At 57.8% G+C, this 12773-nt stretch carries 12 protein-coding genes and 4 tRNA genes; 9 read left to right on the top strand and 7 right to left on the bottom strand.

Annotated features, from left to right (window positions below):
- Nucleotides 1-68 precede the first annotated feature (68 nt).
- The 6 genes from flgA to BN1079_RS01170 all read left to right on the top strand — a co-directional run bounded on the left by flgA (nt 69) and on the right by BN1079_RS01170 (nt 6644).
- Entirely contained in the window at nt 69-821 is a 753-nt protein-coding gene (flgA, locus tag BN1079_RS01195; protein ID WP_139053042.1) for a flagellar basal body P-ring formation chaperone FlgA, read from the top strand.
- A 93-nt stretch (nt 822-914) separates the two neighbouring features.
- A complete protein-coding gene (gene flgM / locus BN1079_RS01190; protein ID WP_037021719.1) occupies nt 915-1247 on the top strand; it encodes a flagellar biosynthesis anti-sigma factor FlgM in 333 nt (110 codons plus the stop codon).
- A 44-nt stretch (nt 1248-1291) separates the two neighbouring features.
- On the top strand, nt 1292-1762 hold the full coding sequence (locus BN1079_RS01185) for a flagella synthesis protein FlgN (RefSeq protein ID WP_037021718.1): 471 nt from the start codon (nt 1292-1294) through the stop codon (nt 1760-1762).
- Between the two features lie 70 nt (nt 1763-1832).
- Nucleotides 1833-2582, top strand: coding sequence for a flagellar brake protein (locus BN1079_RS01180; RefSeq protein WP_037026534.1), 750 nt, complete (start codon nt 1833-1835; stop codon nt 2580-2582).
- A gap of 154 nt (nt 2583-2736) precedes the next feature.
- A complete protein-coding gene (locus BN1079_RS01175) occupies nt 2737-4374 on the top strand; it encodes a VRR-NUC domain-containing protein (protein WP_037021717.1) in 1638 nt (545 codons plus the stop codon).
- Complete coding sequence (locus BN1079_RS01170; protein ID WP_037021716.1) at nt 4371-6644, top strand: ATP-dependent DNA helicase; 2274 nt, start codon at nt 4371-4373, stop codon at nt 6642-6644. The genes BN1079_RS01175 and BN1079_RS01170 overlap by 4 nt, the downstream gene beginning before the upstream one ends.
- Nucleotides 6645-6775: 131 nt before the next feature.
- On the opposite strand, the gene BN1079_RS01165 is transcribed toward BN1079_RS01170, so the two are convergent.
- Nucleotides 6776-6852, bottom strand: a tRNA-Arg gene (locus tag BN1079_RS01165).
- Nucleotides 6853-7401: 549 nt separating this feature from the next.
- Here BN1079_RS01165 and BN1079_RS01160 point away from each other — a divergent pair.
- Complete coding sequence (locus tag BN1079_RS01160; RefSeq protein ID WP_037021715.1) at nt 7402-7584, top strand: PA3371 family protein; 183 nt, start codon at nt 7402-7404, stop codon at nt 7582-7584.
- A gap of 198 nt (nt 7585-7782) precedes the next feature.
- Complete coding sequence (locus BN1079_RS01155) at nt 7783-8109, top strand: Arc family DNA-binding protein (protein WP_037021714.1); 327 nt, start codon at nt 7783-7785, stop codon at nt 8107-8109.
- A gap of 198 nt (nt 8110-8307) precedes the next feature.
- Here BN1079_RS01155 and mgtE read toward each other — a convergent pair whose 3' ends face one another.
- On the bottom strand, nt 8308-9753 hold the full coding sequence (gene mgtE / locus BN1079_RS01150) for a magnesium transporter (protein ID WP_037021713.1): 1446 nt from the start codon (nt 9751-9753) through the stop codon (nt 8308-8310).
- A 325-nt stretch (nt 9754-10078) separates the two neighbouring features.
- Here mgtE and BN1079_RS01145 point away from each other — a divergent pair, with 325 nt between their 5' ends.
- Nucleotides 10079-10570: a DUF4124 domain-containing protein gene (locus tag BN1079_RS01145; RefSeq protein WP_037021712.1), complete on the top strand. Its 492-nt coding sequence runs from the start codon at nt 10079-10081 to the stop codon at nt 10568-10570.
- A 46-nt stretch (nt 10571-10616) separates the two neighbouring features.
- Here BN1079_RS01145 and BN1079_RS01140 read toward each other — a convergent pair.
- The 5 genes from BN1079_RS01140 to BN1079_RS01120 form a co-directional block, all read right to left on the bottom strand.
- Nucleotides 10617-10693 (bottom strand) — tRNA-Arg (locus BN1079_RS01140).
- 73 nt (nt 10694-10766) lie between these two features.
- Nucleotides 10767-10843: transfer RNA gene (locus BN1079_RS01135), tRNA-Arg, on the bottom strand.
- Between the two features lie 106 nt (nt 10844-10949).
- A tRNA-Ser gene (locus tag BN1079_RS01130) sits at nt 10950-11040 on the bottom strand.
- A gap of 61 nt (nt 11041-11101) precedes the next feature.
- Entirely contained in the window at nt 11102-11287 is a 186-nt protein-coding gene (gene csrA / locus BN1079_RS01125) for a carbon storage regulator CsrA (protein ID WP_003085981.1), read from the bottom strand.
- 180 nt (nt 11288-11467) lie between these two features.
- On the bottom strand, nt 11468-12703 hold the full coding sequence (locus BN1079_RS01120; RefSeq protein ID WP_037021710.1) for an aspartate kinase: 1236 nt from the start codon (nt 12701-12703) through the stop codon (nt 11468-11470).
- Between the last annotated feature and the right edge of the window lie 70 nt (nt 12704-12773).

The raw sequence follows: 12773 nt of genomic DNA, 5'->3' as shown, positions 1-12773 counted from the left end.
GCTTGCGCGATGGGCTGATAGACGCTTCGACTGCGCGTTACGGCACGTACCTTGCTTTTGTATAAGCCATGAGCGAACAGATGACTTTTTCCCGGCGGACATACAAGGCTTTTATCAGCGCAACCCTTTTGCCGCTGCTGTGCGGACTAGGCCAGCTTGCCGAATCGGCAACCGTAACGCGACCTGAACAGCTTATCGGCGCGACACGGGAATTTCTTGAGCGCGAGGTGGCTGATTATCTGCAACGCAGCCAGATCCAGGCGCGCTATCAGGTCGAGGTCAACCGGCTGGACCCGCGGCTGCGCCTGGCCTTGTGTGACCAGCCTTTGACAACGAAACTGGAAAGTCCCGCCCAGCCGATCGGTCGAGCCACGGTTCGAGTAAGCTGCGAAGGCACTGCACCCTGGTCCGTTTTCGTACCTGCACAAATCCATCTGTATCGCGATGTCGTTGTGGCCAGAAGACCACTGCAGCGCAACAGCACTATCGAAGCCGCAGACATAACGCTGGCCGAACGAGATGTTGGCCTGCTGAATCAGGGCTATCTCACTTCGCTCGACCAAGCCCTGGGCAACAAACTCACACGTCCGCTACAACCGGACCAGGTGTTGCCGCCCAGCCAGGTATCGCCAGCCGAAGTCGTGCGCAAGGGAGATCAGGTGGTAATCACCGCGAAAAACTCGACAATAAATGTGAGAATGCCCGGCGAGGCGTTGTCAGATGGGGCACTGGGTAGCCAGATCAGGGTTAAGAACCTACGCTCTGGACGAGTGATCAGGGCTAGGGTCACGGGCCCAGGACAAGTAGAAGTTATGATGTAAGACGCAATCTGTTTTGCACAGAAATATAGCTAAAGTTTTACAGCGTCCTGCCGAAGAACTGGCAAGCGTACTGATTTCTTCGAGGTTTCGATCATGGTTATCGATTTCAACCGGCCTAATGGTGCCGCCAACCTGCCTAACAGCGGGCGTAGCAACGGCGTTCAAAGTACCGACCAGCCTGCTGCACAGCAGAATCCAGTGGCCGATACGGCCAAGGGCACCAACAACACCGTGGCATCGGGCGAGAATGTTCAGCTCAGCCCCGAAGCACAGCGACTGCAGCAGGCAACGGAAAAGCTCAACCAGCAGCCTTCGGTTGACCAGGAGCGTGTTGCCCGCATTCGCCAGGCCATTGCTGACGGCAGCTACCAGGTGGACAGCCAGCGCGTGGCATCGAAACTGCTGTCTTTCGAAAGCCAGCACTGAAACCGGCGTCAAGATAGCTGGGCGTCGGCGTACGGAGAGTGAACATGCGTGATACTGAACTGCTTCAACAGCTCACCGAAGATGTCGGCACCGCGCAGAAGCTTCTTGAGCTCATGGACGCCGAATATCTGGCACTTGCCGAACGCAACCTGGCTGGCTTGGAAGCGTTGCTCACGCAAAAACAGGCCCTACTGGCAATTCTGGGACAGCACGGCACCCTCCGCAGCCAGACACTCGCCAAGTCACAACTGAGCATCGACAAGAATGGCCTTGCGGCTTTCGCCGCTGCATCAACGGTGGGCCCCGGCATTCTGGAACAGGCGGAGCTGCTCGATAAAGCACTCGAAGCCTGCCGGATCGCCAACGAGCGCAACGGCCAGCAAATCCGCAACAACCAGAGCGCCGTTAACAGCATGCTGACCGTGCTACAGGGCAACAACCAGACCCCGGATCTCTATGATCGACGCGGTAGCGCAGCCAAAAGCTCCTACAACCGCCCTCTCAGCCAAGCCTAAGCCTCGCAACCCGATACAGGCACAATGCTAGTATGCGGTCGTTACCGTAAAGTGCCGGAGAGCAATGCAAGTGTCCAACCCTTTTGCGAAGGATGAAGGCCCACAGCCGCCTCAAATCCTCAAGACGCCCGTTGAAATCTATTCCAGCCTGCGCGCCCTTAACGAAAGCAATACGCCTCTACTGCTCCGCTTTACTGAACGTAGCCAGCGCTATCAGACCTTTCTAGTGGATATAAACCAGGAAAAAGGCTGGATCGCCATCGATGAGCTGGTGCCCAATGATGGCGAACGACTCTTACTAGCCGGAGAAGCCTTTCAGATCGAAGGCTTTCAGGAAGGCGTTCGCATTGCCTGGAACAACGAATACCCGGCCCATGCCGGCGAGCTCAACGACGCCCCCTGTTACTGGATCCCGCTGCCTCTAGAGATTCAATACCACCAGCGTCGCAACGCATATCGGGCTCAACTTATAGGGCAACCCATCAGCGCCGTGCTCGATGGACGCATGATCAAGAAGCCGCTGGAAGGCACGCTGCTGGACATGTCGGCCACCGGCTGCAAGCTGAGTTTCAAGGGCGACATTCAGGATCGCCTGCAAACCGGTCAGATTTACGAGAAGTTTTCGGCCCGCCTACCTTTCGGCACAATCACCACCGAAGTGGAACTGCGCCACCTCATCTACGATGAAAAAATCGACATAACCTTCTGCGGTCTGCGTTTCTACCGTATCAGCGGGATGACTCAACGGCAGGTCGAACGCTTCGTCTATCAGATGCAGCGTGAAGCGCGACGCGATCAAGTAGTAAGCCGTTTCGACTAGCCAACGCTCCACTCGCCTCACTTTCAACTATCAGGTGAGGCATAGCGCAGACGGAGCCCTCGCCGCTCGCATCTTGTACCCCTTCATCAGCCCCTGCTTGATCGACACCGTCACAACCCAGACAATACTGTATAAAACCACAGCCATTGTCGCCATGCCTTCCAGTCTTGCAGTCGAGTTCTACTACGTTGGCAACTTTCGTACCGCCATTCTCTGGGTGCAGGAGCGCTATGCCGATTTGCTGACAGTTGAGGAGCGCACCTTTATTGAGTGCTTCTTTGGACTGACACTACCCGCCCAGGCGCTGCTGGTGCGAATGATCATGCGCCGCGGCTGCCACTTTCGCCTGAGCAAACTCGACTATCCCGAAATTGGCGACAGCCTGGCCGCAGCCCTGATGCTGCTCGAGCTTGGCTGGCTAAGTGAGCAGGCATTGCTGAGCGCCACAGAGGTAGCCAAGCTGCTGCGCAAAGAGGAAGTGCTCGCTCACCTGCCGCTACTGGACCGCCGCGCCGTACAGAAGAAAAGCGAGCTGCTTGAACAGCTGTTGGCTCAAGACCTGCCGGCTCAGAGTTTCATTAGCTGGTGCCCCAATCTGGATGATCGAGTGCTGAGTCTGCAGGTGGGCGAGCTCTGCGACCGTCTGCGCCTGATGTTCTTCGGCAACCTGAGTCAGGAGTGGTCCGAGTTCGTCCTGGTCGACCTGGGCATCTACCGCTACGAGCCAGTAAAGATCACCCCACACTCTCGCGGATTTCAGTGTCGCCAGGACATTGAGGATTACCTGCACCTGCGCGGGCTACGCCAGCACTGCGACGAAGGCCACGACGTGGAAGCAATCCTGCCGGCGTTGCTTAGCTTTTCCTCGGAGAATCCGTACCTGCGCACCCGCCAGTCACGACTACTATTCCAGGTCGCCCAGCAACTGGAACGCTGTGGCGAGCTGGAACAGGCCCTGACGCTTTACCGGCAGACCAGTCACGACCAGTCACGCTGGCGGCAGATTCGCGTCCTGGAGCAACTGGGCCGCGATATCGAAGCCCTGGAACACGCACAAATCTTTAGCCAACAGCCCGGCAGCGACGAGGAAAGCCAGCGCCTTGAGCGCGCCCTGCCCCGCCTGCGGCGCAGGCTCGGCTTACCACTGGGCAAGCGGACCAAGTCGTTTGCCGAGGCGCGACTTGATCTGACGCTTTCGCCTGTCGAGAGCTGCGTAGAAATTGCCGTGCGCGACCATCTGCATCAGGACACCGCACCGGTGTTTTATGTGGAAAACTCCCTTCTATGCAGCCTGTTCGGCTTGCTGTGCTGGGATGCCATCTTTGCCCCGCTGCCTGGCGCCTTCTTTCATCCATTCCACAGCGGACCGGCAGACCTGTACAGCCCGGAATTCCACCCTCGGCGCCAGGCGCTTTTCGAGCGGTGCCTGGCGCATCTTGAACAACCCGACTACCCGCAGCTGCTGCGCGAGCGTTACCGGGAAAAGTTCGGTGTTCAGTCGCCGTTCGTGTTCTGGACAACGCTAGATGAGCCGCTCCTGGAGATGGCCCTGCACTGCATTCCTGCGCACCACCTACAGGCCTGTTTCACCCGTCTGCTGAAAGACCTGAAGGCCAACCGCGCCGGCATGCCCGACCTGATCCAGCTCTACCCCCACGAGCGGCGCTACCGCATGATCGAGGTGAAAGGCCCCGGTGACCGCCTGCAGGACAACCAGAAACGCTGGCTGAGCTTCGCCGCCGAACAGGGCATTGCCGTTGAGGTGTGTTACGTGACCTGGGCGGCGGCATGAGCTATCGGGTCGCGGTGCGGGCGCTGTGTGAATTCACCGCCAAAGAGGGCGACCTCGACCTGCGCTTCACGCCCTCGCCCACCGCCCAGGAAGGCATCGCCGGACATCAGGCCGTGGTCAGCCGGCGCGGCGGGCACTACCTGGCGGAACTGCCTCTGAGTGGCAGTTATCCAGGGCTATTGGTCAGCGGCCGCGCTGACGGCTACGACCCCGAAGCCAACCGCCTGGAAGAGATCAAGACCCACCGCGGCGACATCAGCCGCATCCCGGCCAACCACCGGCTGCTGCACTGGGCCCAGGTCAAGGTCTACGGCTGGCTGCTTTGCGAACAGCTCGGGCTGGAAGAACTGGAGCTGGCGGTGGTGTATTTCGAGGTCATGACCCAGGTCGAGCACGCCTTCACCGAGTGTTTCTGCGCCTCTGACCTGAAAGCCTTCTTCGATCAACAGTGCCTGCGCTTTCTACGCTTTGCCGAGCAGGAACGAGCCCACCGTCTAGAGCGTGACGACTACCTGGACGCCTTGACCTTCCCCTACCCCGCTTTTCGCCATGGCCAGCGGCAACTGGCCGAAGCGGTCTATCGCAGCGCCCGTGATGGCCACACGCTGATGGCCCAGGCTACCACGGGAATCGGCAAGACCCTGGGCACGCTGTTTCCCCAGCTCAAGGCTATGCCCGGTCAGCAACTGGATCGGCTGTTCTTCCTCACCGCCAAGACGCCCGGCCGCCGCCTGGCCCTGGACGCGCTGCACAGCCTACGCCCTGAGCATCAGGCCACACCACTGCGGGTGCTGGAGCATGTGGCGCGAGACAAGTCCTGTGAACATCCGGACAAGAGCTGCCATGGACAATCCTGCCCGCTGGCCAGGGGATTCTATGATCGCCTGCCGGCGGCTCGGCACGCCGCCCTCCAACACGGCTGGCTGCCTCAGGAGCAAGTACGCCGCATCGCCCTGGAACACCAGATCTGCCCCTACTACCTGAGCCAGGAATTATGCCGTTGGGCGGACGTGGTGGTCGGCGATTACAACTACTACTTCGACATGGGCGCCCTGCTCTACAGTCTGACCACCCTCAACGAGTGGCGCGTCGCTGTGCTGGTGGATGAGGCGCACAACCTGGTCGACCGGGCGCGCAGCATGTACAGCGCCGAACTGGACCAATCCATCCTTCACGACCTGCTGCGCCGGGCGCCGGCGCGCATCCGCAGCGAGTTGCAGCGCGTGGGTCGGCATTGGGAACAGCTCAACCGCGTGCAGGAACACGACTACCAGATTTACCCCAGCGTGCCGGATCTTTTCGTCGCGGCCCTGCAAAAAGCCGTAACCGCCATCACCGACCACCTGAGCGAACAGCCTGACGGCAACGACCGCAGCCTGCTGCAGTTCTACCTGGACGCCATGCTGTTCTGTCGCCTGAGCGAGGCCTACGGCCCCCATTCGCTGTGCGATATCACCCGCCAAACCGGCAACGCAATGAGCCTGGACACCACCCTGTGCCTGCGCAACGTGGTACCGGCGCCGTTTCTCGCTGCGCGCTTCGACGAGGCCCACACCACTACGCTGTTCTCGGCCACATTGCGTCCGGCCAACTATTACCGCGACCTGCTGGGCCTGCCGGAAGAGACCCAGTGGATTGATGTAGCCTCACCCTTTGCTGCCGAACAGCTGAGCGTTCGCGTGGTGCGCAATCTGTCCACTCGTTATCAGCATCGTGAAAGCAGCCTGGCGCCCATCTGCCAACTGATGGCCGAGCAGTACCGACGCGAGCCTGGCAACTACCTGGCCTTTTTCAGCAGCTATGCCTACCTGGAGCAAGTACGCGAACTTTTCGAAACCCTGCACCCGGACATCCCCACCAGCGTGCAGACCCGAAACATGCTGGAAGGCGAGCGGCAGGCCTTTCTCGACCGCTTCACCTTGAGTTCTGAAGGCATTGGCTTTGCCGTGCTGGGCGGCGCTTTTGGCGAGGGCATCGACCTGCCCGGCAAACGTTTGATCGGTGCCTTTATCGCCACCCTCGGTTTGCCTCAGGTCAATGTGGTCAACGAAGAAATCAAAGCCCGAGTGCAGGAGATGTTCGGCGAAGCCCATGGCTACGATTACGCCTACCTCTACCCGGGAATGCAAAAGGTCGTGCAGGCCGCCGGTCGCGTGATCCGCACCACCGATGACCGTGGCGTGGTTTATCTGCTGGATGACCGCTTTGCGCAAGCCAAGGCAAGAAACCTGCTTCCCAGTTGGTGGCAGGTGGAGTCTTGCTGGCTGTAACGGGCTCCATCGATCTAGCACAACGCGCCTGGCCGAATAGAATCGGGCCGATCAATCAGGAGACGGGCAAAGCTCGCACATAGGGCATGTGCTTCAGGTGATCGCAGCTTGGTAGACGAAGCTTGGCTTGATGGCGTCCCAGGCGAGGTTCGAACTCACAACCTTCCCCTTAGGAGGGGGATGCTCTATCCAATTGAGCTACTGGGACCATGCGGGGGCAACATCTTAGCGGTGCGCGAGCTGTTTGTCATGCTCGCGCAGGCACTCGCAGGCACGTCTGATCTTGCCCTCTTTAGGGAGGCTTTTCGCCTTGGAAAACTCAACGAGCCGTGACAATTGCATTTTGCACGGGCCAACCAGTGCAACCTTGCAAAACGCAGTATCGCCTTCGCCCTGTCAAAGCATAAATAGTTGATTTTAAAGGACTTTTTCGGCATGCAAAATTGGCACAGCGAATGCTACTAAAGTAGTTAGCCATAACGCGAAGGAGACGCCTATGACACATTCAGCGTATTTGCTCAGCACAGTGATGCTGGCAGCCGCAGCTGCGATCCACTTGCAAGACATGAGGTCAGGCATGGATCGCCCAGATTTCCATACAACACCGAATGTAGTGCACTCAGCCCGTAGTACTCCCTCCTTCGCTTCGCCTCCAGCTATCCAGACTATTGGCACTGGTGAGGTGAGAACAGTTCAGCAGCCTCAGCGATGGGTCTTCTAGCGCTTTGCAATCATCGAATCGACCGAGGAAAAAACCATGACCATCCATGCTTTTCTGTTTCTGTCACTGTGCATCGCCTGCTCAATACTGGGACTGACAGCTGAAATGAGCGATAGCTGGGCTACCTTGGCAAAAGTTGGAGCCGTGGTGTTCGGGGCGCTCTTTGCAGGTTCACTGGTGATCGGAAAACGGATCAAGTTCGACCCCGTCCTGCGCTGAAAAGCGCGGCGGGTCACAATAGAGGCACTCTGACACTATTATGCCTTCGCTTTGCTAAAAGCTTGACGTATAATTGGCGCCATTAAGTCGTCTACATCTTTTTTTCAGGTTGTGGAACAGCCGCGGGGTTTGGCTGTCAGACCGATGACTAGAACGGCAATAAGCCACCATCGCCCACCTGACTAACCGGTTTATAGTATGCGCCCAATGAAGCAGGCAGTTTATTCCAGCCGTACGGCTGACAAGTTTGTCGTTCGGCTACCCGATGGGATGCGTGAGCGGATTGCGGAAGTTGCACGTAATCATCACCGCAGTATGAATTCGGAGATCATTGCCCGCCTGGAGCAAAGCCTTCTTCAGGAAGGTGCACTGGGTGATGATCTGAACATGCGTCTCGACAGCCCCGAGCTGTCACTGCATGAGCGTGAGTTGCTGCAACGGTTCCGGCATCTTGCGCATCGCCAACAGAACGCGCTGATTGCGCTGATTGCGCAAGACAGCGAAGCCGGCAAAGAAGAAGACTGATAGACGATTGCAGTCTCGCCTATCCTCAAACGCCTCGACTTGTCGAGGCGTTTGCATTTCTGGCATTGCGAAAGCTATCTCGCTAAAGGGAACGGGACCTGGGACTAAAGCCCAATAAGGCTTGTGCGCCTATCCAACCGACGCACAAGGTCAACTACAGGCGAAACAGTATCCCCAACCAGCTGCGCCAGAGTGCAATCAGAGCAGGAAGAGCGTCGCCAACCCAAGGAAGATGAAGAAACCACCACTGTCAGTCACTGCAGTGATCATCACACTCGACCCCAGGGCGGGATCTCGCCCCATGCGTGCCAGAGTCACCGGAATCAGCACGCCCATCAGCGCAGCCAGCAAAAGGTTGAGCGTCATCGCGGCAGTCATGACCACCCCGAGCGACCAACTGCCGTAGAGCCAGTAGACCACCAGCCCTATCACACCACCCCATATCAGACCGTTCAGCAGCCCTACACCCGCCTCCTTGCGTAGCAACCGGAAGCCATTGCCGGTGCCCATCTGATCCAGGGCCATCGCCCGCACAATCATGGTAATTGTCTGGTTGCCCGAGTTGCCGCCAATTCCCGCCACGATCGGCATCAGAGCCGCCAGCGCCACCAGCTTCTCGATCGAGCCATCGAACAGCCCGATCACTCGCGACGCGACGAAAGCCGTAATCAGGTTCAGCGCCAGCCAGGCCCAGCGGTTGCGCAGTGATTTCCAGACCGAGGCAAAGATATCCTCCTCTTCACGCAGACCGGCCATGTTGAGGACTTCGCTCTCGCTCTCCTCACGAATCAGGTCAACCATCTCATCGATGGTCAAACGGCCAATCAGCTTGCCCCCCTTGTCCACCACAGGCGTGGAAACCAGGTCATAACGCTCGAAGGCCTGAGCTGCCTCGTAGGCATCCTCATCGGGATGGAAAGTGACCGGATCATTGGCCATCACCTCGGCCACCTGCTTTTCAGGGTCATTAACCAACAGACGCTTGATGGGCAGAACACCCTTGAGCACGCCGTCGTAATCCACTACGAACAGCTTGTCGGTATGACCAGGCAGCTCCTTGAGTCGGCGTAGATAACGCAGGACCACCTCCAGGCTCACATCCTCGCGGATCGTGACCATTTCGAAGTCCATCAGGGCACCGACCTGATCCTCCTCGTAGGACAAGGCCGAACGGACGCGCTCACGCTGCTGCGCATCAAGGGTCTCCATCAGCTCGTGGACGACGTCGCGCGGCAGCTCTGCAGCCAGGTCGGCCAGCTCGTCGGCATCGAGATCCTTGGCGGCCGCCAGGATTTCGTGATCATCCATGTCGGCGATCAGCGTCTCGCGTACCGCGTCGGAAACTTCGAGCAGGATGTCACCGTCGCGCTCGGACTTGACCAGCTGCCAGACGGTCAGGCGGTCATCCAGCGGCAGCGCTTCAAGGATGTATGCAACGTCTGCCGGGTGCAGCGCTTCCAACTTGCGCTGCAGCTCGACGAGATTCTGACGATGCTCCAGGTTGTCGATCAGCTCCTGCGGCTGACCGATACCCTGGCGGTAGGCAAGATCCTCAACGATCTTTTGACGATGCAGCAGTTCGACAACTTGCGCCAGACGATCCTGGAGACTTTCCTGCGGCTTTTTTGCTTCTACTTCAGTCATGGCGCACTCCACCCCCGACGAACGGAGCGCGCCAGGGGATCAATCATTCAAAACGTGATTGGCCAACAAAAATCGTGTACGACTACAGGGCAAATCCATGAGAGGGATCCAAAAGCCCGAATGGGCGGACCGCGCAATAATAACACCGCAGCCGCCGCCTCGAAGCACGAAATACAGGCAATACAAGTAGTTGCGCGACATCAAATGACAAGCAGCACACTTTGCCATCCTGTCGACGCATTCACGTTGCGCGAAGACACGCCTGCAGTACATGTGATTATTGGCTAGGGTTTGTTACCGCCGTAGATCGTCAAGGAGGACGACCATGAGAACGCTGCTTGCCTCTAGCTGCTGCGCCCTACTTCTTAGCGCCCCACCCGCGCTTGCCACAAGCATTTACCGCTGCGTCGACGAAACCGGGCACCTGACCTTCACACGCCAAGGCTGCCCGCCCCAACAGACCACCGAACGCCAGCAAGCGTTCAATCCAACGCCTGGCTCCAGCAAGCCCGTTCCCATGGCAAAAGCGCCCAAGCAGCGCCCCGAGTCCAAAAAAAAGCAGGAGCAGACGCTGACCGTCGTCGGCGAACCAGATGATGGCTGTGGCAACCGCATAACCGGCAGCGCAAGACGCAACGCCATGATCAATCGGCAAAGCCTGCCGGGCATGACCCGCGCCGACATCGAAAGCACTTTCGGCAAGCCTGACAGCATCACCAGCCGCAATGGGCAGACGCAATACCGCTACACAGCAAGCAAGGGCCGCACTCACAGCATCAGCTTCGATGAAAGCGGCTGCGTAGTCGGCAAGCGTTGAATGAGAACAAAAAAAGGGCCTGCATCACTGCAGGCCCTTTCTCGTATGGCGGACTCAGGAGGATTCGAACCTCCGACCGCTCGGTTCGTAGCCGAGTACTCTATCCAGCTGAGCTATGAGTCCAATTTGCGCTTTTAGACCAGATCACCCCTGGTTGAAGCAATGAACCACATTGCTGCGATTCACTTTTGTATAGTGGCGGACTCAGGAGGATTCGAACCTCCGACCGCTCGGTTCGTAGCCGAGTACTCTATCCAGCTGAGCTATGAGTCCACTAAGGGTGCGCATTATAGGTTCGTGATTTTTCCGGTCAAGCTGTTTGATTCAATGAAGCATCAAATCTGAACAGTAAATCCAACCACGATCCAACTCTGCAAAATGGCGGAGAGGGGGGGATTCGAACCCCCGACACCCTTTTGAGATGTACTCCCTTAGCAGGGGAGCGCCTTCGGCCACTCGGCCACCTCTCCGCAACACGGGGCGCATAATACCCGCCTTTACCCCGCTTGCAAAGCGAAAAATCGATAAAAATTAATGGTTTGGTTCCTGATCTTTCTCTTTCTGGATCCGTTGATAAATTTCCTCGCGATGCACCGCAACCTCTTTAGGGGCATTCACTCCTATACGCACTTGATTTCCCTTTACACCCAACACAGTGACGGTCACATCGTCACCCACCATCAGGGTCTCTCCGACCCGGCGAGTCAGAATCAGCATTCCTTTCTCCTTAAAACGGATTCAATTCAGTAAGCAGTCTGCAAAGATAAAAGGCGGACATGTTCCGCAAGACATGGAACCTCAAGCTTTCCACCAGCTATTGACCAGTAACGACAAGCTTAAAGTTCCGGGGGCAGCCTTCCAAACGACGGAAGGTTGGAGCCTTCCGCCAAATCAGTGTTACTCCGCCGTTCCGGCCGGGGCATCCAGGTCAAAGGCGGTATGCAAGGCACGCACCGCCAACTCCAGATACTTCTCTTCTATGACAACCGAAACCTTGATTTCTGAAGTGGAAATCATCTGGATATTGATATTTTCTTTGGCCAGCGCTTCAAACATGCGGCTGGCGACTCCGGCATGCGAACGCATGCCCACGCCAACAATAGACACCTTGGCGATATCAACATCCCCAACGACTTCGCGGGCACCCATTTCCTGAGCGATATGCTCGAGCACGTGGAGCGCGTTCTGATAGTCGTTGCGATGAACAGTGAAGGTGAAATCCGTGGTGTTATCGTGCGCGACGTTTTGCACGATCATGTCCACTTCTACATTCGCCGAGCTGATCGGACCAAGAATCCTGAACGCCACGCCTGGGGTATCCGGCACACCGCGGATCGTCAGCTTGGCCTCGTCACGATTGAAAGCGATGCCGGAAATGATGGGCTTTTCCATGGAGTCCTCTTCATCAAGGGTAATGAGGGTTCCCGGACCCTCTTTGAAGCTGTGCAACACGCGTAGAGGCACGCCATATTTACCGGCAAACTCGACGGCACGAATCTGCAATACCTTGGAGCCGAGGCTGGCCATTTCCAGCATCTCTTCAAAGGTGACCTTCTCCAGCCGCTGTGCCTTGGGCACGACGCGCGGATCGGTGGTGTAAACGCCATCCACATCGGTGTAGATCTGGCATTCGTCGGCCTTGAGTGCTGCTGCCAGCGCAACGCCGGTAGTATCGGACCCACCACGTCCAAGGGTAGTGATATTGCCCGCCTCATCTATCCCCTGGAAACCGGCAACCACCACCACACGCCCAGCCTTGAGGTCCTTGCGGACGTTCTGCGCGTCGATTTGCATGATGCGCGCCTTGGTGTGGGAGCTGTCGGTGAGAATACCTACCTGGCTGCCTGTATAAGATATCGCCGGCACGCCGATCTTGATCAGCGCCATGGCAAGCAGAGCGATGGTCACCTGCTCGCCGGTCGAAACCATTACATCCAGTTCGCGGGCAACGGGTCGCTCGTTGATCTGCCGAGCCAGCTCGATCAGGCGGTTGGTTTCACCGCTCATAGCCGAGACCACCACGACGATGTCATCGCCGTTGTCACGGAATTTCTTGATCTTCGCTGCCACCTGCTCGATGCGCTCGACAGAGCCCACCGAGGTCCCACCAAACTTCTGTACGATCAACGCCATTTCATCGCCGCCTAAGCCATTCGTTAAACAACCCGACTTTCACCACGCTTTGTTGCAATTCAGTTATCGC

The organism is Pseudomonas saudiphocaensis (assembly GCF_000756775.1).
GTDB lineage: Bacteria > Pseudomonadota > Gammaproteobacteria > Pseudomonadales > Pseudomonadaceae > Stutzerimonas > Stutzerimonas saudiphocaensis.
This window is presented reverse-complemented; position numbering and strand designations above follow the sequence as displayed.